Origin of the sequence: Streptomyces sp. NPDC058001 (assembly GCF_042886315.1) — a bacterium.
Taxonomy (GTDB): Bacteria; Actinomycetota; Actinomycetes; order Streptomycetales; family Streptomycetaceae; genus Streptomyces.
The window spans coordinates 107583-128614 of record NZ_JBHVQT010000022.1 but is presented as its reverse complement, the minus strand read 5'-3'; the positions used below and the strand labels follow the sequence as shown (position 1 = coordinate 128614).

The following is a 21032-nucleotide window of genomic DNA, read 5'->3' as shown; positions in this document are numbered from 1 at the left end:
GGAGGGTGATGGGTGACCCGTCCGGGTGACCCTTGGCGCTGAGGTGCGGTAAGTCGCCTCGGATGAGTGGTAGATGCGCATGACCGCTCGGTGCCGGGGGGCCGTGTGGCACTGTGTCCCGCGTGTCGGGTCTGAGTGTGCGGGCGGGGGCTTTCCGCGATGAGCGTTGACGGGCGGGACGAGCCACAGGGTGGCGGCGCCGGTGAGTCCGGCGGGCTGCCACCCCGGCAGGTGCCGAGCCAGGGCGGGCCGAGCGGGTCCGCCTCGTCCGGCCTGCCCGGCCCGTCCGGCGCGCCTGGTCCGTCCGGCGTGCCTGGTCCATCGGGGCCGTCCGGCGGGTCCGGCCTGTCCAGTGGTGCGGGTGCGGTGGGTGTCGCGGGGTCCGCTGCCGGTGACCGGGCCGAGGCGTCCGCCGAGGCCGTGCCGCCGCAGCGGGAGCCCGCGGGTCTGGGGCGCGGTGAGCGGACCGTGTTCGGCGCCGACGAGGTGGAACCGGCGCCGCCGGGCACCGGTGATGTGCCGCCCGCCGACACCGAGTTGATCAGTCGGATGCGCTCCGGCGAGGACTCCGCGTACGAGGAGTTGTACCGCCGGCACGCGGAAGCCGTCCGGCGCTACGCACGGACCTGCTGCCGTGACGCGCACACCGCCGACGACCTCACCGCCGAGGTCTTCGCCCGCATGCTCCAGGCCGTACGCGGCGGTTCGGGACCCGAGCACGCGGTACGCGCCTATCTGCTGACCACGGTACGGCGCGTGGCCGCGAACTGGACGAAGTCCGCCAGGCGGGAGCACCTGGTCGACGACTTCGCGGTGTTCGCCGCGCAGGCCGCCCGGGGCGCCGAGGTCTCCGACGACGACACCCTCGATCTGGGCGCCGATGTGCGTGCCATGCACGAGGCCGAGCAGTCGATGGCCATGCAGGCGTTCCGCAGCCTCCCTGAGCGGTGGCAGGCCGTCCTGTGGCACACCGAGGTCGAGGACGAGTCGCCGAGCGAGGTCGCCACGCTCTTCGGCCTCGATGCCAACGGCACCCGGGTGCTGGCCAGTCGCGCCCGCGAGGGCCTCAAGCAGGCGTATCTCCAGGCCCATGTCAGCACCACCCTCACCGAGAGCGAGGAGTGCGCCAGCTACGCGGACCGGCTCGGTGCCTATGCGCGCGGTGGGCTGCGCACCCGTGCCGAACGCGGTCTGCGCAAGCACTTGGAGGAGTGCGCCAAGTGCCGGCTCGCGGCCGGTCAGATCAAGGAAGTCGCCAGCGGTATCCCCGGTGTCGTGCCGATCGCGGTCATCGGTTGGTTCGGTGCCGCCGGGTACGCGAAGGTCGCCGCGCTCGTCGGGGGCGGTGCCGCGGGTGCGGGCGCGGCCGGTGCGGCGGGCGCCGCGGCGGCGGCGAGCGGTGGTGCCGCGAGCGGCGGGTCCGGTGGTGCGGGTGCGGGTGCGGCGGCCTCCGAGGGGGTCGGGGCGCCCGTGAAGGCCGGTATCGGTGCCGCGCTCGTCGTGGCGGCGGCCGTCGCGGTGGCGCTGGCCCTCACCGGCAACGACGCGACGCCGCCCGACAAGCCCGAGGCCAAGCCGCCGGTGTCGCACCCGGAGGCGCCGCCCGAGCCGACGCCGCCCTCACCCGAGCCGAAGCCGCCGCCCCCGGTGCCGGCGGCCGAGCCCGTGCCGAAGCCGAGCCCGACGCCCAAGCCGACCCCCAGCCCCAGTCCGACACCCGAGCCGACGCCGACCCCGAGCAGGCCCAGCCCCACCCCGACCCCGACACCGACCCCGCCGAAGCCCACGCCCCCGCCGGCCCCGGCCGTCTACCAGTGGAGCGAACTGCGGTACGGCGTCGTCGGTGACGGCAGCGAGCCCGAGATGCGGCTCGCCGAGAGCAGTTGGGTGTGGCAGCGCCAGGGCCTGACGATCGGCGGCGAACGGTACGCGAACGGCGTGACCGTCCACGGCCGCTCCTCTGTCACCATCGACCTCAACCGCGAGTGCACCGCCTATGACGCGGTCGTCGGGATCGACGACATGACGATGGGGCTCGGCCAGGTGCGGTTCTCCGTGTTCGGCGACGAGACTCCCCTGTGGACATCGCCGCTCATCAAGGGCGGCGACCCCGGGGTGCCCGTCCATGTGGACCTCACGGGCCGCAAGACGATCCGCCTGGTCGTGGAGCCGCACACGCCCTTCGACACGGTGGCCCTGGCGGACTGGGCGAACTCACGGTTCACCTGCCGCTGACGGCTGCTCGGACAGGGACTCGGTGAGTTCCGTGAGCACGTCGTCCACGCCGAGGGGGACGCCCGCCGTGTGCTCCTCCGTGTAGCGCGCGGTACCGAGTGCCGCCCGCGCGTCGCGTGCCACCGATTCCGCCTCCGCGCGCTCCGGCTGGGGGTTCGGGAGGTCACCGCGCAGTGTCTCCGCCGCCGCCAGCAGACGTACCGCGCGCGGATGGTCGCCGAGCCCGCCGAGCAAGAGGGCCCCGAAGTCCACCATCGTCGCCGTCACCAGCTCCGAGCACCCACCGTTCACCGCCTCCTTCAACCCGGCCGTCAGCAACGGCAGCGCCGCCCGCGGCCCCGACTCGGCCGCCGTCACCCTGGCCTCGATGCCGGCAAGCCCGGCGTCGAACTGCGGGGGCGGTGTGCCGCGCCGGGCCTCCTGATGGGCGGCGTCGACCAACTCCCGCGCACCGGCCACCTCTCCCCCGTCCAGGGCGATGCGGGCACGCATCATGTACACGAACGCGCGGGCGTCCATCACGCCGTAACGATCCGCGATCGTGCTCGCTTCCTCCAGCGCCTTGGCCGCGGTCGGCCGGTCTCCTACGCGGTAGGCGATCTCCGCGATCCTGGCGATCAGGAACGGGGCCTCGGCATACGCCCCCACCTCGTACGCGAGGCGCAGCGCCTCCTCGTACTCCTCCTTGGCGTCGTCGAAACGTCCGCGTGCCATCGCCGCCTCGCCTGCCGCACTGGCCACCTGGGCGCGCATCCACCGGTCGCCGCAGCGGCGGCTGAGCATCCGCAGCTCGGCCAGGTCGTCGTCCACACCGTGCAGTCCGCCGGGTGAGTCGACGGCCACATGTGTACGGAACATCAGTGTGACGCCGACCTCCCAGTCACCGCCGTACCTACGGCAGTTGTCCACCGCGACGTCCAAGAGGGGCCGGACCTCGCCCGGGGCGTCGAGGTAGAGCGCCGCGAACGGCCACACCAGTCCCGGGAACCTGGCCCCGGCCGGTCCCGGCCGGGAGAAGACCTGCCCCACGCGCGCGATGGTCGCGCGTGCCTTCCCCTCGTCGTCACCGTAGGCGTCCATCGCCACCGTCTCCGACAGCAGGAAGAGGTGCAGCAGCAGCACATTCATCCGCGGCCAGAAGGTCGGCGCGCTCTCGGCCTCGTCCCTCAGGTCCGAATGGTCCGCGTTCAGGCCGAGGATCGCATCGGTCCATTCGATGCCCTCCCTGCGGTAGTTGCGCAGCCACCAGAACCAGCCGGTGGCGAGGGCGAGGGCGGCGGCCTGTTCCTCGTCGCGCGCGGTCAGGGCGCGGTCGAGGGCCGCCCTGATGTTGTCCATCTCCGTCTCCAGGCGGCGGATCCACGGCAGTTGGGCGGCCGAGCGCAGGAGGGGCTCGGCCTCCTCGACCAGGGCGCGGACCCATGCGGAGTGCCGTTGCTCGGCGGCGGCGAGCAGCTCGGGGGCTTCGGCGGCGCGCTCGGTCGCGTACTCGTGGATGGTTTCGAGCATGCGGTACCGCATGCCGTCGCCCGCTGCCGGGTCGCCGGGGGTTGCCACGACCAGGGACTTGTCCACGAGGGCGCCGATCAGGTCGGCGGCGGACGGGCCGCAGACGGACTCGGCGGCGCCGATGTCCCAGCCGCCCGCGAAGACGGACGCCTGGCACAACACCCCGCGCTCCCGGTCGTCCAGGAGGTCCCAGGACCAGTCGACCACCGCGCGCAGGGTCTGCTGGCGGGGCAGCGCGGTGCGGCTGCCGCCGGTCAGCAGCCGGAAGCGGTCGTCCAGGCGGTCGGCGATCTGCCGGGGTGTGAGCAGCCGCAGGCGCGCGGCTGCCAGCTCGATGGCCAGCGGCAGGCCGTCGAGGCGGCGGCAGATCTCGGCGACGGCGTCCGCCTCGCGGGTGAGGTCGAAGCCGGGGCTGACCGCCTGGGCGCGCTCGGTGAACAGGCGGTGCGCCGGGTCCGGTGGCAGGGGTTCCACCGGGCGGACCGACTCGCCGGGGACGCCGAGCGGCTCGCGGCTGGTGGCGAGGACGGTGAGACCCGGGCAGCGGGTGAGGAGGGTCTCGGCCAACTCGGCGGCGGCGCCGATGACATGTTCGCAGTTGTCAAGGAGCAGGAGCAGACTGCGCGGGGCGCAGTACTCGACGAGCAGGGCGACCGGGTCGTCCTGCGGCACCGTCAGCTCGCTGGTCATCAGCACGGTCTCGCGCAGACCGAGGGCACTGACCACGGCGCCGGGGACCGCCTCGGGCCGGTCGAGCGGGGCCAGCTCGGCCAGCCATGCCTGCGGATGCCCGGCGGCGGCTTCCTCGGCGAGGCGGGTCTTGCCCGAGCCGCCCGGTCCGGTGAGGGTGACCAGGCGCGCTCTCTGTATGTCCGAACGGATCGCGTCGAGTTCAGGTTCCCGTCCGACGAAAGATGTCAAACGGGGGCGGATGTTCCCATTCCGCTCACCGGGTTCGGGGCGCCCGGGATCGGGCCGTCCGGGTTCAGGCCGCCGGGCCGGTTCCGCCCGCTCCTCGCCGGCGTTCGGGTTCAGCAACTCCGCGTACAGCGCCTGGAGTTCCGGACCCGGGTCGGTGCCCAGTCCATCGGCGAAGGTGCGGCGGACGTGCTCGTACGCGGTCAGGGCGTCGGCGGTCCTGCCGGTGGCCCGCAGGGCGCGGATGAGCAGGGCGTGCAGGGGCTCGTCGTACGGGTTGACGTCGGTGAGTTCCCTCAACTCCGGTACGAGGTCGGCGGCGCGGCCGAGTCGCAGATCCGCGTCGATACGGGCTCGGGTCGCCTCCGCCCGTTGTGCCTCGGGGCGGGTCGCGGCCGTGCGGTCCGGGAGGTCGGCCAGGGCCGGGCCGCGCCACAGGGACAGGGCCTCGCGCAGGGTACGGGCCGCTGTTGCCGGGTCGCCCGCGTTCAGGGCGGTGATGCCCTCGCGCGCGAGGGTGTCGAAAACGAACAGGTCGATGTCCGAAGGGCCGGCCGTGAGGCGGTAGCCGCCGGGTTCCGAGGTGATGGCGTCCTTGCCGAGGGTGCGGCGGAGGCGGGCGATCAGGGCCTGTAGGGCTGCCGGGGGGTCTGCCGGTGCGGGTGGCTCCGCCGGTGAGCGTGGGGTGTCGGTTGGCCAGATCTCTGTGATGAGGGTGGGGGTGGGGACTGTGCGGTTGGGGTGGAGGGTGAGGGTGGTGAGGAGTGCGCGGAGGCGGGGGCCGCCCAGCCTCAGCGGGGTGCCCTCGTCTGTTGTTGCCTCCGTGGTGCCCAGGATTTTGTACCGCACCCGGTCATTCTGGCTGGACCTTGGGCTTCTTGCGCTCGGGTTTCCATCCGCGTACCCGTAAATGGGGTTGTGTTGGTGTCAGTGGGCCGCGGTGCCCAAGGCTCCCCGTTGGGGGATCACCGAACCTGTCGGGACTGCTCGTTGGCGGGCCGGGGTGCCGGTCCAGCAGGTGCCTCGGCGGGAGAGCAGGCGGCGGAGCCAGAGTTCCAGGGAGACCAGGTCGGCGAGGCCGTCCAGGGGCAGTGGTTCGCCGTCCGCCGCCGCGCGGAGCGCCTTGCGGACGACGCGCGCCTCGACCAGGCCCGCGTCGGCGAGCAGGGGCGTGTCGAAGAGGGTGATCAAGTCCGTGACGGCGACGCGAAGGCCCGTACGCGCCGCGGCGGCGTTCGTGGCGTGTGACGGGGCGCCCCAGCCGTCCGGCAGGTCGGCGACGCCGGCGCCCTCCAGGACGGCGCGCAGGATGTCGGCGCGTGCGCCGGGCCGTACGCGTAGTGCTTCGGGGAGCGCACGGCAGGCCCGGACGACCTGGTTGTCCAGGAACGGCGCGTGCAGCCGCTGGAAGCGGACCTCGGCGGCCTGCTCCAGGACCCGCAGGTCGGCCGCGTGCCGGGCGAGAGCGGCACGCGCGCGGAAGTCACCGGGACGCTGACCGGGCCCCGGTCCCGGGCGGGTGGTGGCGTTCTGGAGGCGAACCGATACTTCAGCGAGCGCCTCACCGGTCAGCCAGCGCGCGGCGGGCCCGGGTCTCGCCCAGGTGAGCGCCGCGAGGGAGGCCCCGACGGCGCCGCCCGGCTCGTCGAAGCGGCGGCGCAGGAGCAGGTCGGCCAGGCCGTCGACGCCCGCGCGGTACGGCGTACGGGCGAGTCGGCGGGCGGCACCGTACACGCGCGCGGGGACCATCATCGAGACGGAGTCGTCGGCCTTGGAGAGTGCGGCGACGGGTCGCAGCAGATGGCGCCGTTTGCGGTCCATGAGGAGGTCGGCGAGGCGCGCGGGGTGCGCGTCGAGCACCTGCCGTGCGCCGTATCCGGTGAAGTGGTCGGCGCTGCCCGACGCGAGCCGCGCGCGGTGGCGTGCGGCGATGACCAGGGAAGGTCCCGGTTCGTCTGTCAGAGGGCCGTCGAGTTCGGCGTACGGGAGGGCCTCCTCGCCGACCGCGACGACGACATGGTGCAGGCGCGGGTTGGCGGCGATGGTCCCCGCGCGCTGGATCTCGGCTTCCCGGCCGCCGACGGCGAGGTCGTTGAAGGTGACGGCGAGCAGGCGTTCGCCGGCGCCGGTGCCGTGGCCGAGCAGGGTCCCGGGCATGCCGGGCAGTCCGGCGGCGAGGAGCGCGAGGGTGCCGGAGGCGGGGCCGCCGGACAGGTCGGCGCCGATGCCGGGTACCGGCATACCGCGCGCGGCGCGCCGCTCGGCGGGTCCCATGCCGGGTACGGGCCCGGGGTCGATGTCATTGCCGGGGACGTGCCGGGGGGCCGCCAGGCGGGCCCGTACGGCCTCCACGAGGGCGTCCCGGACGCCGTCCACGGCGCTGGTCGCGTCGGCGGCGGGCGCGGCGACGGCGAGGGATGCCACGGGCTCGTAGCCGGCGATCTCGCGGGCGCCGGCGCGCAGGATGAGCGCGTGGCCCGGCGGGATGCGGTGGACGCCGAGGTAGGGCGTCGAGTCGTGCAGGGCCTCGGGGACGTCGGGCGCGGCGAGCAGGGCCGCGAGGTGGCCGATGTCGAGGTGTGCCTCGATGAGGTCGGCGAGGGGCAGGGCGGCGGTGGCGTAGGCCGTGCCGCCCGCCCAGGGGGTGTGGAAGACGGGGCGCGCGCCCGCGAGGTCGCCCGCGATCATGACGCGGCGGCCGACCTGGACGACGGCCGTGTAGCTGCCCGCCCAGGCGGTGAGGTGACGCAGTGCGCCCCCGCGCGCGGCGAACAGGGCTACGCGCAACTGTTCGTCGGTGGCGGCGCAGGTGCCGAGTACGGCGATACGGGTCTGGGCGTCGGCCTTGACGACGCGGACCTCGTCGGGGCGCCAGTCGCCGACCGCCCACAGGGGATCCGGGTCGCCCCACAGGAGTTGGGAGCCGACGGGGTGCAGGGTCTCGCCGTCCGGTCCGGTGGCACCGGCGGAGCCCGCGTGGGCGTGCCCCGCGGTGGTACTGCTCCACCCCACCAACCACCGCATCGTCGCCTCCACAGCCTGTGGACAACCAGTGCACTTCACGAACTCGGCACCATGCTGCCACGAAGGCGGCGCGCGGGAGGGGCTCCGGGGTTGCTCATGCACTCCCGCATGCGCCCCTGGCAAACCCCACGCCAACCCGCAGGCCAACCAGCACACCGACCCGGACGCCGACTGAACGTCGACCCGGACGTCAACCCGCGCGTCAACTCCGACCCCGTACACCTTCCGGGAGACCCTCGCCCGATTCCCTTACGGCAAGCGGTAGTTGACCGATAAATGACGTAGTTCCCGCGCGCGGGGGACGACTTCCGGGCAGGATTCGCCCCGGAACCCATGGGCGAGTTTCAGCCAATTCGGCGGCGGTTGGCCAGGGAGGGTTCCGGTCCGGGGGCGTGCGGGCACAACGCACAGTCCGGGAGGTGGAGTTCACCTCCCGGACCGGTCCGCCACCCGCGGGGATGAAGGCGGCGGTGTCCCCCAGCCCACTGGATCCAGTTCAGCGGGCCGACCCACGCACGATCCATGGAAGCGCTTCAGCCATGGCCGGAGAAGAGCGCACGCATGGGCGCACGGCCACACAGGCGGAGCACGCCACGACCGGTGCGGCACTTCCGTGCGGGCAACAATCTCGCCATCCGGAACTATGCCTCTTAACGCATGGGATGCACCGAACTACGCTGTGTGTGTCCGTGTTGCGCGGAGGCATATTCCTCTGGAGTCGGCCACAAGCTCATTCGGTCGGCGGCCGGGAGGCCGCCCCCGGGACAACACGGCACGAATGCCGCGCGGTGATGCCATCGCCGCGGCAGCCGTCTGTGTCGAGGGGTGGCGCATGTCCAGGGAGCAACGCGGGCCGAACGAAAAGCTCGGCACCGTTCTCGCCCTCGCGGGAATCAGCAACGCAGGACTCGCGCGGAGGGTCAACGACCTCGGCGCTCAGCGCGGGTTGACACTTCGCTACGACAAGACGTCCGTGGCCCGCTGGGTGTCGAAGGGCATGGTGCCCCAGGGCGCCGCCCCGCATCTGATCGCGGCGGCCATAGGACAGAAACTCGGCCGCCCCGTACCGCTCCACGAGATCGGTCTGGCGGACGCGGATCCCGCGCCGGAGGTGGGCCTCGCCTTCCCCCGGGACGTCGGCGCGGCGGTGAAGTCCGCGACCGAGTTGTACCGGCTCGATCTCGCCGGCCGCCGGGCCGGCAGCGGCGGCATCTGGCAGTCGCTCGCCGGTTCCTTCGCCGTGAGCGCTTACGCCACGCCCGCGTCCCGCTGGCTGATAACCCCGGCCGACAGCTCCGTCGCGCGCGACGCGGGCCCGGCCGAGGACAGTGCGGTGGCCCTGAAGGTGGGCCACAGCGATGTACTGAAACTCCGCGAGGCCGCCGAGGACGCGCGCCGCTGGGACTCCAAGTACGGCGGCGGTGACTGGCGTTCGTCGATGGTCCCGGAGTGCTTACGCGTAGAGGCGGCGCCTTTGCTGCTCGGCTCGTACTCCGACGAGGTGGGCCGCGCGCTGTTCGGCGCCTCCGCCGAGCTGACCCGGCTCGCGGGCTGGATGGCCTTCGACACCGGTCAGCAGGAGGCCGCGCAGCGCTACTACATCCAGGCGCTGCGCCTCGCGCGCGCGGCGGCCGACGTGCCGCTCGGCGGCTATGTCCTCGCGTCCATGTCGCTCCAGGCGACCTACCGCGGCTTCGGCGACGAGGGCGTCGACCTCGCGCAGGCGGCCCTGGAGCGCAACCGCGGCCTGGCCACCGCCCGCACCATGAGCTTCTTCCGGCTCGTCGAGGCACGCGCGCACGCGCGCACCGGTGACGCGCACGCCGCCGGCGCGGCGCTGCGGTCCGCCGAGGGCTGGCTGGAGCGCTCGCGCGACGGCGACCACGACCCCTCCTGGCTCGGCTTCTACTCCTACGACCGGCTCGCCGCCGACGCCGCCGAGTGCTACCGCGACCTGAAGGCACCGCGCCAGGTCCGGCGGTTCACGGAGCAGGCGCTGTCGAAGCCCACGGAGGAGTTCGTCCGCTCGCACGGCCTGCGTCTGGTCGTGTCGGCGGTCGCCGAGCTGGAGTCGGGGAACCTGGACGCGGCGTGCGAGCAGGGCGTACGGGCCGTGGAGGTGGCCGGACGGATCTCGTCGGCGCGGACCACCGAGTACGTGAAGGACCTGCTGCACCGGCTCGAACCGTACGGGGACGAGCCGCGCGTCGTGGAGCTGCGGGAGCGGGCCAGGCCGCTGCTGATGGCACCGGCCTGACCGGACCGGAGTGAGCTGCGCCACCGCGGAGATGTCTGCCCCCCGGTTTGACGGCATTGTCAGTGGCGCAGTGCACTATCGAAGCCGGGAGGTGGAAACGCGTGGTGTACGACTGCGATGTGCTGGTGATCGGCGGCGGAATCGTCGGCCTGTCGACGGCGTATGCGATCACGCGTGCCGCGCCCGGGACCCGGGTCGCGGTCCTGGAGAAGGAGCCGGGCCCCGCGCTGCACCAGACGGGGCGCAACAGCGGCGTGATCCACAGCGGTGTGTACTACCGTCCCGGCTCGCTCAAGGCGCGGTACGCGGTCAAGGGCGCCGCCGAGATGGTGAAGTTCTGCGCGGAGTACGACATTCCGCACGCGGTGACCGGGAAGCTGATCGTCGCCACGGACCGCTCCGAGCTGCCGCGTCTGCACGCGCTGGTGCAGCGCGGCCGGGAGAACGGCATTCCGGTGCGCGAACTGGGCCGCGCGCAGCTCGCCGAGCACGAGCCGGAGGTCCGGGGGCTGGCCGCGATCCATGTCGGCACGACGGGCATCTGCGACTACGCGGCCGTCGCGCGCCGGCTCGCCGAGGCGTCCGGGGCCGATCTGCACTACGGCGCCGAGGTGGTCCGGATCGACCGCCGCCCCACGCGCGGGGTGGCCGTTCTGACGGCCGACGGCACGGTGGTACGGGGCCGGGTCCTCGTCAACTGCGCGGGGCTCCACTGCGACCGGATCGCCCGCCTCACCGGGGACGAGCCCGGGATGCGGATCATCCCCTTCCGGGGGGAGTACTACGAGCTGGCGCGGCCCGAGCTGGTGCGGGGACTGGTGTATCCGGTGCCGGATCCGGCCTTTCCGTTCCTCGGCGTGCACCTCACGCGCGGGATCCACGGCGGGGTCCACGTCGGGCCGAACGCGGTACCGGCGCTGGCGCGCGAGGGGTACGGCTGGGGGACCGTGCGCCCGGGTGACGTGGCCGGGACCCTGGCGTGGCCCGGGGCCTGGCGGATGGCGCGGGAGCACTGGCGGTACGGGGGTGGGGAGCTGCGGCGTTCGGTGTCGAAGGGGGCCTTCACCCGGGCCGTGCGGAAGTTGTTGCCGGCGGTGACTTCGGGGGATCTGGTGGCTGCGGATGCCGGAGTGCGGGCGCAGGCCGTTTTGCGGGACGGGTCGCTGGTGGATGACTTTCTGGTGCGGGAGGGGGCGCGGGCGGTGCACGTTCTGAACGCGCCCTCGCCGGCGGCTACCGCGTCTTTGCCGATTGGGCGGGAGGTCGCGCGCAGAGCCCTGCGAGCCCTCACCGGGTAGCGACCGGTCGCCCCCCGCGCCCACAACGGGTAGGGGAACGGGACCGGGACCGGCGAATATCGGTGCCGTCCTAGAATGACGGCACTGTGCATGCGTACGACGAGTCCCCCCAGTCCCCCTCCCGTCCCCGGGCCATGTTCGCCCTCGGGGAAGGGCCCGCCGCTGATCCCGCCGGGGCGCATTTCGATCGGCGGATCCGTAGTTTTCAGCCGCGGCGGAGTCGGGTGACGCGGGGGCAGGGTGAGGCCATTCGGCGGCTCTGGCCTCGGTGGGGGCTCGATATCGACGGGCAGCGTGTCCTCGATCTGGACGCCCTGTTCGACGGTCTCCCCGTCGTCCTGGAGATCGGTTTCGGGATGGGCGAGGCCACCGTGCGGATGGCCGCCGACGACCCGGGCACCGGCATCCTCGCGGTGGACGTGCACACCCCGGGCCAGGGCAATCTGCTCAACCTCGCCGAGCAGGCGGGGCTGACCAACGTACGGGTGGCCAACGGGGACGCGATCATCCTGCTCTCCGAGATGCTCCGCCCCGACAGCCTCGCCGGACTGCGGGTGTACTTCCCGGACCCGTGGCCCAAGAAGCGGCACCACAAGCGCCGGCTCATTCAGCCCGAGTTCCTGACGCTCGCGGCGACCCGGCTGAGGCCCGGCGCGCTGGTGCACTGCGCGACCGACTGGGAGCCGTACGCCGAGCAGATGCTCGATGTGCTCACCGCGCACCCGGAGTTCGAGAACACGCGGGAGGACGGCGGGTACGCGGCCCGGCCCGCGTTCCGTCCGCTCACGCGGTTCGAGGGCCAGGGTCTCGACAAGGGGCATGTGGTGCGTGACCTGCTGTTCCGCCGGGTCCAGGGCGGGGCCGAGGGCTGATTCGCCCGTCCGTCGGCGGCCGACGCACCATCGCGGTCAGGCCCGTTCCCCCTTTAGGGTCACAAGGTGACCACCCCTCCCCCGTACCCGACGCATGATCCCGGCGCGCACGCCGGGACGGGCTTCGGTGCCGGGACGAGTATCCGCGCGGGGACGGCCGTCCGGGCCGGGACGGGCCGCCCGCACTGGTGGCAGCGCCGGTTGGTACGCGTCATCGCCCTCGTCACGCTGCTCGCCCTGTCCGGTCTCGTCATCCTGGCGCTGGTGCGGCAGCAGACCGGCACCGAGGGGTTCCTGGTCGGGCTCGGGCTGGCCGTGCTGCCCGTGCCGCTGCTGATCGCGGCGTTCCGCTGGCTGGACCGCGTCGAGCCGGGGCCCTGGCGGAATCTGATCTTCTCGTTCGCCTGGGGCGCCTGTGCCGCAGCGCTGATCGCGATCGTCGCGAACAGTTTCGCCACCCGCTGGATCGCCACCGCGACCGCCGACCCGACCGGCGCGGACACCCTCGGCGCCACGGTCATAGCGCCGATCGTCGAGGAGTCCGCGAAGGCAGCCGCGATCCTGTTGATCTTCCTGTTCCGCCGACGCGACTTCACCGGCATCGTCGACGGTGTGGTGATCGCCGGGATCACCGCCACCGGCTTCGCGTTCACCGAGAACATCCTCTACCTCGGCACCGCCTTCGGCACCGACCAGCTCAGCGGCGACCGCGGCCTCGCGTCGGTCACGGTGGCGACCTTCTTCGTACGGGTGGTGATGTCGCCGTTCGCGCACCCCCTCTTCACCGTGCTGACCGGCATCGGCTTCGGCATCGCGGCCCTCTCGGCGGACCGTCAACGGATGCGCCGGGTCCTGCTTCCGATCACCGGGCTGCTGCTCGCGATGGGCACGCACGCGCTGTGGAACGGCTCCTCGACCCTCGGCGACTTCGGCTTCCTCGCGGTCTACGGGGTGTTCATGGTGCCCGCGTTCGGGCTGCTGACCTGGCTGGTGATCTGGACCCGCCAGCGGGAACTGCGCACGGTCCGCGCCGAACTGCCCGCGTACGCGGCGGCGGGCTGGCTGACCCCGGCGGAGCCCTTCGCGCTCGGCTCGATGCGCGCCCGCCGCCTCGCCCGCGCGTACGCGACCCGCACCCAGGGCAAGGCAGCGGCGCGCGCGGTCGCGGAGTACGAGGCGTACGCGACCTCGCTGGCGTTCCTGCGGCACCGGGCCCTGCGCGGGCGCGCGGGTGCCGACTTCGCCGTACGGGAACGGGAACTCCTGGGCGCCCTCTGGTCACGGCGGGACGCGGCGCGGCCGGCGCTGACCCACGCGGCGCAGACCACGGCACCGCGCGTACCGCTGTGGGCCCTACCGCAGCAGTGGCAGGGTCCACAGAGGTACGGGCCTCACCCACCGCCGCACGAGCCGTACGGGCAGGCCGCGCAGCCGTACGCGACCCCGCAGCCACACCCGTACGGGAACCCGCACCCGTACCCCGGCTACAACCCGTACCAAACCTAGGCCGCCGGGGCCGTCATCAGGGACCGTCAGGGGTTGAGGCCCTTGCTCCGCAGCCACGCCATCGGGTCGATCCCGGTGCTGCTGCCGCCCGGGTGGACCTCCAGGTGGAGATGCGCCCCGGTGACATTGCCGGTGGCGCCCACCCGGCCGATGACCTCGCCCGTGGTGACCTTCTGGCCGACGCTGACGCTGATGGACGACTGGTGGCAGAACCACACCTCGGTGCCGTCGTCGAGCGTGAGGATCGTGCGGTAGCCGTACGAGCCGGACCAGCCCGCCTCCGTGACGGTCCCGCCGTGCACCGCCTTGATCGGGGTGCCGGTGGGGGCCGCGAAGTCGAGTCCGGTGTGCTGGCCGGACGACCAGAGCGAACCGGATTCGCCGAAGGTCGAGGTGATCGTGTACGCGGAGGTGGGGAGGGCGAAGGTCTTCGCGAGCTTGGCCAGGCGCTCCTTCTCCGCCTTGGCCTTGGCCTCGGCCTCCGCCTTCTTCTTCGCGGCGGCGGCCTCGGCCTTCGCCTTGTCCTGCTCGGCGGCAGCGTCCGCGGCTGCCTTCTTGGCGGCGGCCTCCTCGGCGGCGACCCGCTCGGCGGTGTCGGCTTGGTCCTGCTGCTGCTCGGCCTGCTCCATGATCCGTGCGCGCAGTGCCTCGCCCGCGTCGGTGGTGCCCTGCTGGGCTTCGGTCGTGGTGATGCCCGCGCCGGTGAGGGGCGCCGCCACGGTCTGCGCCGGGGCGGAGTCGTCCGCGATGAGAGCGCCCACGCCCGGCAGGGACTTGGCGTCCGGGAGCGAGTCGGTGACCGCCGACAGGTCCGGCATGGCGATATGGACGGGCGGCTTGCCGCCCTGCGCGGTGGCGATGCCGCCCGCGCCGACGGCGGCGATCACGCCGACGCCGAGCACCGTGGAGCTGCGCGCGAGTCCGCCGCGCTGCTTGGCGACGCGGTGCCTGCCGCGTACGGGTCGTATGGACTCCTCAGTGGGATTCCATTGCCCCCGCTCCTCCTCCGCGACGGGCGGGCCGAACGCGGTGCCGAAAGGGTCGAAGACCTTCGGGAGAGGTGAGGTTTCGGGGGCAGGCGGGTTGGACGCCACTGAGGCGCACTCCTTTCCTTCCTTCTCGCCTACCGGGTTAGCTGACGGGTTCGGAGCAGGAAGGTCTCCTACCGGCGTCCTTCGCGAGAAAGGACGCCCGATTCACCCCAAGTAGTGGTTCCCCGGTTCCCTTGCGGGATTCGGCGCGTGCGCACGGAGCCGCCTCTTGTGACGGCTGGGACGACCGCGCTGCGTTATCGAACGTTAATAGACGGCGGGGCCGGATTCCAAGCGGTTCCTGTTGATCGTTAAGGGCCTTGGCCTGGACTTAACGGGACACGGCGGGCCGGAACCGGGCGAGTTGACGGCACATCGAGAGGTTTCCTGACGTCACCGTCAGCTGATAGTTCGTCACTTGTTATGCGGAGGGCTGCCGTTCGATCACCCTTGGTGATATGGAGCCCGTCAGGGTCCGTCAGGGTCTCCGCAGGGCGATGAGGGCCATGTCGTCCGTGCTGCCGCCGCCCGTGTGTTCCCGTACCTCGCGGGCGACGGTGGTCAGCAGGGAGCCGGGCCCCGGGAAGGTGCGGCCCCGCAGCCGCTCGGCGGGATCGTAGAAGATCCCTTCCCCGTCGCGCGCCTCGGACAGTCCGTCGGTGTAGATGAGCAGCGTCGCGCCGTACGGGAAGTGCGCCTCGTCGGCCCGGTCGGGCCAGCTACCGAGGTCGGTCATGCCGAGGGGCAGCGCGGGCTGGGCCGGCGAGAGCACGCGCAGCCCTCCGTCGGCGTGCAGCAGCAGGGGCTCGGGGTGGCCCCGGTTGACGATCCGCACGATGTCCTCGCCGTGCGGGATCTCCGCGAGCAGGACCGTGGTGAAGCCCTCGAAGTCGTCGATACCGCGCCGCCGGGTCCCCTCGCGCTCCAGGGCGCGTTCCAGGCGCTGCGCCACGGCCTCCAGGCTGCCCTCCTGTTCGGCGGCCTCGCGGAACGCGCCGATGACCACGGCGACGGCCGCGACCGCGCCCATCCCCTTGCCCCGTACGTCGCCGACTATCACGCGGACCCCGTGCGGGGTGTCCTGGACCGCGTACAGGTCTCCCCCGATGAAGGCGTCGGCCTGCGCCGCCTCGTACCGCGCGGCGACGTCGAATCCGCCGATCCGCTCGGCCGGTACGGGCAGCACGGCGCGCTGTGCGGCCTCGGCGATCTCGCGGGCGCTGGCGAGCTGGGCGTCGCTGCGGCGTACGAGGGTGTTGATGAGGAGGGCGAGCACGGCGACGGTGACGATCGTGACGATCTCCGTGAAGCCCTCGACATGGGTCACATTGCCGCGGAACGAGCGGAGGCCCAGCACGGCGAGGGAGGCGAGGGTGCCGGCGATGACGGTGGCGCCGAGGCCGTAGAAGGGGGCGGCGGCGAGGGGGGCCGCGGCGAACAGCGGGGCGGCCGTGAACTGCGGCGGGGTCAGCGCGTCGAACAGCAGTCCGCCGGCGATGAGGAGCCAGGGCAGGGAGCGTACGAAGCCGCGGGCGGGCGTCGCGCGGCGGTGTCGGGCGGGGCCCCGCTGCTCCTTGGCGGGGTCGGCCGGGGGGTCGAAGGTGCCGGGGACGAAGTCGCCGGACGGCCGGGGCGGCACGGGGGGAGCCTCGGGGCGGGCGCGGGGGACGGATTCCGTACCGCGCTCCATGCCGCGCTCCGTGCCGGGCTCGGGTTCGGCGGGGTCACGGCCTCCCTGCTCACCGTTGTGTCCGCCTGGCTGCGCCACCGGTCATCTCCCGCCGCCTCCGCCGTACCGCTGTCACGCCCGTCATCGCACCCCACCAGATTTCCCGTAGCCGGGGCGGGGGGCGAGCCGGTACGGGCCGACCGGGTGAGGGGGCCGGACAACGCCGAAGGCCCGGAAGCTGACGCCTCCGGGCCTTCGACCTTGAGTAGCGGGGACAGGATTTGAACCTGCGACCTCTGGGTTATGAGCCCAGCGAGCTACCGAGCTGCTCCACCCCGCGTCGGTAAACACAACTATACGCCATGCGAGCGACCACCCACGCCACCCACGGTCAGGGGCGGCCGGGTCAGCGGCGGGCGAGTTGCCGTTCGCCTGCCGCGCCAGGGGTGTAGGGCATGCCGTAGTGCTGGAAGATCGGTTGCTCCTGGTCGGCGGGGAGGACGTCGTCGGTGCCCATGGAGGGGCTGTCCTTCACCAGGGACCGGTCGTAGTTGACCTTGACGTAGCCGGGTCCGACGGTCGCCGCGTTCAGCGGTACGAAGACCAGGCGGTAGCGGGTCGGAAGCCCGGTACGGACGGTGGCCATGGCCGGTTCGTCGGTACGGGTGTCCACGTACACCCCTTCGAGGGTGCCGATCTTGTGTCCGTCGCGGTCGTCGACGGCGTAACCGCGCCACTCTCGGATGTCGCTCACCTCGATCATCGCGGATCCCTTCGCGAGGCCCCTACCGGTTTTCTCAGTGTGCCTCCGCCCGCCCCGCCGAGCTACCGGACATCCACCGCGTCCGCCGCTCGGTCAGCCAGTACAGGAAGGCGAGGACCGGCAGGGCGGCGCCCAGGAGGGTGACGGCGGTCCAGCCGGCCGCGTGGTACGCCATCGAGCCGAATTCGGAGCCGAGGGCGCCGCCGATGAAGAAGGTGGCGATGAAGGCGCTGTTCAGCCGGGCGCGGGCGCCGGCGTCGAGTTCGTAGATGGTGTGCTGGCCCAGGATCAGCGTGGTCTGCACGGCCATGTCGAGGAGGATCGCGGCGAGCCCGATCAGCACGATGTTGTGCTGCCCGAAGCCCGCGAGCGCGAACGCCACCGCCGCGACCACGAAGGCGACACCCGTCACGGGACGCACCAGGCCGCGGTCGGCCCAGCGGCCCGCGAACGGCGCGATGGCCGCGCCCCCCGCGCCGACCAGCGCGAAGAGGCCGACGCCGATGGCGGAGTAGTGGAATCCGGGACCCGTGAGGACGTACGAGATCGTCGTCCAGAAGGCGCTGAACGCGCCGAACATGGCCGCCTGGTACAGCCCACGGCGCAGCAGCACGGGGTGAGTGCGGGCGAGGCGGACCGTGGAGCGCAGCACCTGGGCGTACGGCACGTCGGTCGTCGGCTCCTGCCGGGGCAGGGCAAGGCGCAGCGCCACGGCGAGGAGCGCCATCAGGACCGCCGAGCCGAGGAACACCACACGCCAGCCGGCCACGTCGGAGACCAGGCTGCTGACCGTGCGGGAGAGCAGGATGCCGGTGAGCAGGCCGCTCATCACCCGGCCGACGATGCGGCCCCGGATCTCGTCGGGGGCGAGGCTCGCGGCGAAGGGCACCAGGATCTGGGCGACGACGGAGGTGGCTCCGGCGACGAGCGCGGCGATCAGCAGCATCGGGAAGCTGGTCGCGACACCGGCCACGGCGAGGGCGACGGTGGTGATCACCAGCAGCACGGTGACCAGGTGCCGTTTCTCGAAGCGGTCGCCGAGCGGGACCAGGAAGAGCATGCCGACCACGTAGCCGACCTGGGTGAGCGTGATCAGTCCGCCGGCCGCCGTCGTACTGAGGTGGAAGACGTCGCGCAGCTCGGACAGCAGGGGCTGGGCGTAGTAGAGGTTCGCGACGGTCATGCCGCAGGCGACGGCGAGCAGGGCGACCAGCCACCCGGGTATGCCACCGGTGGGCGCATCGGCGGGAGTCTCCGTGGGGGTCTCGGCACGGGTCTCGGCACGGGTCTCGCCGCGGGTGGGGACGTGGGGTGAGGGTTGCTGATCCATGTTCCGTTCAGCGCCTGTACGACTCCCTCGCTTCCCCTGTCGGCGCGATAGTTCGAGATAGTGGTTATCTCAGACTGAGATGGCCGCCCTCCTGAGATGACCGCCTGCCTGGTGCCCTCAGCTCATATGGCCGAGCAGCGCCGCCACCGCGGGCGGCGGGTCCCCGTGCGGCCGGACCACCATGACCGTCCAGCGCGGCGCGTGCCGTTCGAAGCGGTACGTCCGCAGGTCGGGGAAGCGGGCGGCGACGGAGACGGGCATGACGCAGCCGCCGAGGTCGTTCCGGACGAGTTCGGACGCGGCGACGATGTCGTTGACCTCGAACGTGGTCTCGCGCTCGACGGACGCGGCGCGGAACGCCTGGTCGGCGGCGAGCCGGATGGCCCAGCCGGGCGTGAAGTCGACCAGGGGCAGCCGGGCGGCTTCGGCGAGCGTGACCTTGCCGCCGGTGAGCCGGACGGCACGCTCGGGCGCCGTCACCAGGACCATCTCCTCGCGGGCCAGCAGCCGCGTCACCAGACCGCGCTGCTGCCGTCGGTCCAGGGCGACCACGGCCAGGTCCACGGTGCCGTCGCGCAGCGCCTGCCGGATGTCGGTCACCGCGGCCTGCCGCAGCCGGACCACGACGCCGGGGTGCTCGGCGCGCAGGGCGGCGAGCGGGCGGTGCAGATCGGCCCAGACGCCCTGCATGGTGCCGACCGTCACCCGTCCCCGTAGCTGCCCCCGGACGGTGTCGACGGCGGCCCGCGCCTGTTCCGCGGCGCGCAGCGCGTTGCGGGCGGCCGGTACGAAGACCTCGCCGGCCGGGGTGAGCGAGACGCGGTGTGTGGTGCGGTCGAAGAGGGGGGTGCCCAACTCCCGTTCCAGGGTGCGTACGGTGCTCGACACGGCGGACTGGACGACGCCCAGCCGCTGCGCCGCCGCGGTGAAGCCACCCTCCTCGGCCACCGCGACGACGACCTCCATCTGCCGCAGATCCATCCACGCTCCCGATTCCGACCACCACCGCGATCCCACGGCGTGTACGGCAACGGTCCCGCATGAGGTGGCCCGGTTACGCCCAGCGCGCCGCGGCGACGCCCGCCGAATGGCGTAAGCGTGCCGTCAGGGATTGGCGTACGCGTGCCGTCAAGCAGCCGACCGCGACCACCGCACCCCCACCCACGCCTGCCGCAACTGCCGTCCCCACGCGCAGCGTTCCGTGTCCGAGCGGCAGCCGACGCACACGTCGTAGTGGGCCATCAGACAACGGAACGCCTCGCCTGCCGACTCGTCCGCCACATGAGCGGCGGCCTGCGCGAGGGCGTTGTGGAGTCTGACCGGGTCGGTGAGCGCGCAGCCCCGGGTGGGCGGCACCCGCCAGTGCGGGCCCGACGTGCGCTGCGGCCCGGGGACCGCGACATGCGCGGCATCGCCGAGTACGACGATCCGGGCCCCGTCCGGCATCCGCCACTGGGCCGCCTGCCCGGGGGGCACGAGCCAGTACAGAATCCCGCCGTCCGGATCATCGATGACGGCACCCGTGTCCCCGCCGAGGCGACCGAGCGCTTCCAGTCCGGTGGCGCGCGGCACCCGCACCGCGTCCCACCATTTGCCGGCCGGGCGCAGCGACACGGTGCGGCCGGCGGGCATCCATTCCATCGTGGGGGTCTTCACCATGCGGTCAGCCAAGCGTGACGGGCGGTGAACAAGCGATCCCCCGCCGGTAATCTCACCGTGGGATTACTTCCCATCTCGTTTGTGGAAACCGGGAGTTGCGCCATGGCGGTGGTCGGAGCGATCGAGCTGCCCGACTGGGCGTGGGAGCGGGCCGAAGTCCGCCAGGCCCTGCGCGGACGCGACATCGGCGCGGTCTTCCGGCACGTACAGCAGTACTCGGGCGTCAGTCAGGGCCGTATCGCGTCGGCGGTCGGCATGGCGCAGGGCCGGGTGAACGAGATCATCAACGGCCGTCGCGAGGTGTCCCGCCTCGATGTGTACGAGCGGATCGCGGATGGGCTGCGCATGCCCGACGACGCCCGGCACCTCCTCGGCCTCGCGGCAGGGCGCGAGAAACGCTCCACCGGCGCGGCGTTCGATCTCACCGCGTTCCCCGAGGTGGTACGCGTGTACGCGGCGCAGAACTCCGCCGCCGACGAGATCCAGCAGCAGGCCCGCGCGGCACAGGAGTTGGACGTGCTCGCGGTGCGTGGACTCGGGCTGATCGGACTGAACGACTCACTCCTACGCGCCTGCCTGCCCCGCGAGTTGGGCGGTACGGGGCTCCGGGTCCGGATCCTTCTCCTCGACCCGGAAAGTGACGCGCTGGCCCAACGCGCCGCCGAGATAGGAGAGTCGGCCGAGTCGCTGGCCGGCGGGGTACGGCTGGCCGAGGCACGGCTACGCGCGCTGGCGGACACCTGCGACATCCAGGTGTACCGGTACGGCACCCTGCCCACCTGGCGGCTCATCCGTACGGACTCCACGATGTTCGTCGGCGCCTTCGACACCGGATGGGAGGGGCACGAGTCGGCGACGTACAAGGTGATATCGACGCCGCACGGGCCGCTGTTCCGGGGGTTCCGCCGGATGTTCGAGGCGGTTGTCGACGGCGCGATCCGCACGGTGTGACCAGGAGGAT

At 72.7% G+C, this 21032-nt stretch carries 14 protein-coding genes, 1 tRNA gene and 1 riboswitch; of the genes, 6 read left to right on the top strand and 9 right to left on the bottom strand.

Going from position 1 to position 21032, the window contains the following annotated elements:
* The first annotated feature begins 159 nt into the window (after nucleotides 1–159).
* On the top strand, nucleotides 160–2235 hold the full coding sequence (locus ACFVT5_RS40385) for a sigma-70 family RNA polymerase sigma factor (RefSeq protein ID WP_389898917.1): 2076 nt from the start codon (nucleotides 160–162) through the stop codon (nucleotides 2233–2235).
* On the opposite strand, the gene ACFVT5_RS40380 is transcribed toward ACFVT5_RS40385, so the two are convergent.
* Together ACFVT5_RS40380 and ACFVT5_RS40375 are read right to left on the bottom strand one after the other, a co-directional pair.
* Nucleotides 2215–5511 (bottom strand): BTAD domain-containing putative transcriptional regulator, encoded by a 3297-nt coding sequence (locus tag ACFVT5_RS40380; RefSeq protein ID WP_389898914.1) that lies wholly within the window; start codon nucleotides 5509–5511, stop codon nucleotides 2215–2217. The two genes, ACFVT5_RS40385 and ACFVT5_RS40380, sit on opposite strands and share 21 nt — an antisense overlap.
* 78 nt (nucleotides 5512–5589) lie before the next feature.
* The gene (locus ACFVT5_RS40375; RefSeq protein ID WP_389898912.1) at nucleotides 5590–7686 is read right to left on the bottom strand and encodes an asparagine synthase-related protein; all 2097 of its coding nucleotides are present in this window, start codon (nucleotides 7684–7686) and stop codon (nucleotides 5590–5592) included.
* Nucleotides 7687–8518: 832 nt separating this feature from the next.
* Here ACFVT5_RS40375 and ACFVT5_RS40370 point away from each other — a divergent pair.
* The 4 genes from ACFVT5_RS40370 (at nucleotide 8519) to ACFVT5_RS40355 (ending at nucleotide 13619) form a co-directional block, all read left to right on the top strand.
* Nucleotides 8519–9943 carry an MFS transporter gene (locus tag ACFVT5_RS40370; RefSeq protein WP_389898909.1) on the top strand — a complete coding sequence of 475 codons (1425 nt, stop codon included), beginning with the start codon at nucleotides 8519–8521 and terminating at the stop codon, nucleotides 9941–9943.
* A gap of 101 nt (nucleotides 9944–10044) precedes the next feature.
* Nucleotides 10045–11241, top strand: a complete 1197-nt coding sequence (gene lhgO / locus ACFVT5_RS40365; RefSeq protein WP_389898907.1) for an L-2-hydroxyglutarate oxidase — start codon at nucleotides 10045–10047, stop codon at nucleotides 11239–11241.
* Nucleotides 11242–11375: 134 nt separating this feature from the next.
* Complete coding sequence (gene trmB / locus ACFVT5_RS40360) at nucleotides 11376–12113, top strand: tRNA (guanosine(46)-N7)-methyltransferase TrmB (RefSeq protein ID WP_389898905.1); 738 nt, start codon at nucleotides 11376–11378, stop codon at nucleotides 12111–12113.
* A gap of 66 nt (nucleotides 12114–12179) precedes the next feature.
* Entirely contained in the window at nucleotides 12180–13619 is a 1440-nt protein-coding gene (locus tag ACFVT5_RS40355) for a PrsW family glutamic-type intramembrane protease (protein WP_389898903.1), read from the top strand.
* Nucleotides 13620–13645: 26 nt separating this feature from the next.
* Here the strand turns inward: ACFVT5_RS40355 and ACFVT5_RS40350 are convergent, their stop codons facing one another.
* From ACFVT5_RS40350 to ACFVT5_RS40320, 7 genes are all read right to left on the bottom strand, one after another.
* On the bottom strand, nucleotides 13646–14713 hold the full coding sequence (locus ACFVT5_RS40350) for a M23 family metallopeptidase (protein ID WP_389898901.1): 1068 nt from the start codon (nucleotides 14711–14713) through the stop codon (nucleotides 13646–13648).
* Nucleotides 14714–14724: 11 nt separating this feature from the next.
* Nucleotides 14725–14869: riboswitch (cyclic di-AMP (ydaO/yuaA leader) on the bottom strand.
* A gap of 259 nt (nucleotides 14870–15128) precedes the next feature.
* Complete coding sequence (locus ACFVT5_RS40345) at nucleotides 15129–16340, bottom strand: PP2C family protein-serine/threonine phosphatase (protein ID WP_389898947.1); 1212 nt, start codon at nucleotides 16338–16340, stop codon at nucleotides 15129–15131.
* 245 nt (nucleotides 16341–16585) lie between these two features.
* A tRNA-Met gene (locus tag ACFVT5_RS40340) sits at nucleotides 16586–16659 on the bottom strand.
* 66 nt (nucleotides 16660–16725) lie between these two features.
* Complete coding sequence (locus tag ACFVT5_RS40335; RefSeq protein ID WP_389898899.1) at nucleotides 16726–17082, bottom strand: PRC-barrel domain-containing protein; 357 nt, start codon at nucleotides 17080–17082, stop codon at nucleotides 16726–16728.
* A 34-nt stretch (nucleotides 17083–17116) separates the two neighbouring features.
* Nucleotides 17117–18307 carry an MFS transporter gene (locus tag ACFVT5_RS40330; protein ID WP_389898944.1) on the bottom strand — a complete coding sequence of 397 codons (1191 nt, stop codon included), beginning with the start codon at nucleotides 18305–18307 and terminating at the stop codon, nucleotides 17117–17119.
* A 222-nt stretch (nucleotides 18308–18529) separates the two neighbouring features.
* Nucleotides 18530–19393 carry a LysR family transcriptional regulator gene (locus ACFVT5_RS40325; RefSeq protein WP_389898897.1) on the bottom strand — a complete coding sequence of 288 codons (864 nt, stop codon included), beginning with the start codon at nucleotides 19391–19393 and terminating at the stop codon, nucleotides 18530–18532.
* Between the two features lie 147 nt (nucleotides 19394–19540).
* On the bottom strand, nucleotides 19541–20071 hold the full coding sequence (locus ACFVT5_RS40320; RefSeq protein ID WP_389898894.1) for a hypothetical protein: 531 nt from the start codon (nucleotides 20069–20071) through the stop codon (nucleotides 19541–19543).
* A gap of 102 nt (nucleotides 20072–20173) precedes the next feature.
* On the opposite strand from ACFVT5_RS40320, the gene ACFVT5_RS40315 reads away from it, so the two are divergent.
* Nucleotides 20174–21022 (top strand): helix-turn-helix domain-containing protein, encoded by an 849-nt coding sequence (locus ACFVT5_RS40315; protein ID WP_389898891.1) that lies wholly within the window; start codon nucleotides 20174–20176, stop codon nucleotides 21020–21022.
* The last annotated feature ends 10 nt before the right edge of the window (nucleotides 21023–21032 follow it).

What these genes read in the sequence shown, in the direction of transcription:
- trmB (WP_389898905.1), top strand. Translation starts at nt 11,376, where the DNA reads ATGTTCGCCCTCGGGGAAGGGCCCGCCGCTGATCCCGCCGGGGCGCAT.
- ACFVT5_RS40345 (WP_389898947.1), bottom strand. Translation starts at nt 16,340, where the DNA reads ATGGAGCGCGGTACGGAATCCGTCCCCCGCGCCCGCCCCGAGGCTCCC.
- ACFVT5_RS40385 (WP_389898917.1), top strand. Translation starts at nt 160, where the DNA reads ATGAGCGTTGACGGGCGGGACGAGCCACAGGGTGGCGGCGCCGGTGAG.
- ACFVT5_RS40370 (WP_389898909.1), top strand. Translation starts at nt 8,519, where the DNA reads ATGTCCAGGGAGCAACGCGGGCCGAACGAAAAGCTCGGCACCGTTCTC.
- ACFVT5_RS40335 (WP_389898899.1), bottom strand. Translation starts at nt 17,082, where the DNA reads ATGATCGAGGTGAGCGACATCCGAGAGTGGCGCGGTTACGCCGTCGAC.
- ACFVT5_RS40315 (WP_389898891.1), top strand. Translation starts at nt 20,174, where the DNA reads ATGGCGGTGGTCGGAGCGATCGAGCTGCCCGACTGGGCGTGGGAGCGG.
- ACFVT5_RS40375 (WP_389898912.1), bottom strand. Translation starts at nt 7,686, where the DNA reads ATGCGGTGGTTGGTGGGGTGGAGCAGTACCACCGCGGGGCACGCCCAC.
- ACFVT5_RS40320 (WP_389898894.1), bottom strand. Translation starts at nt 20,071, where the DNA reads ATGGTGAAGACCCCCACGATGGAATGGATGCCCGCCGGCCGCACCGTG.
- ACFVT5_RS40325 (WP_389898897.1), bottom strand. Translation starts at nt 19,393, where the DNA reads ATGGATCTGCGGCAGATGGAGGTCGTCGTCGCGGTGGCCGAGGAGGGT.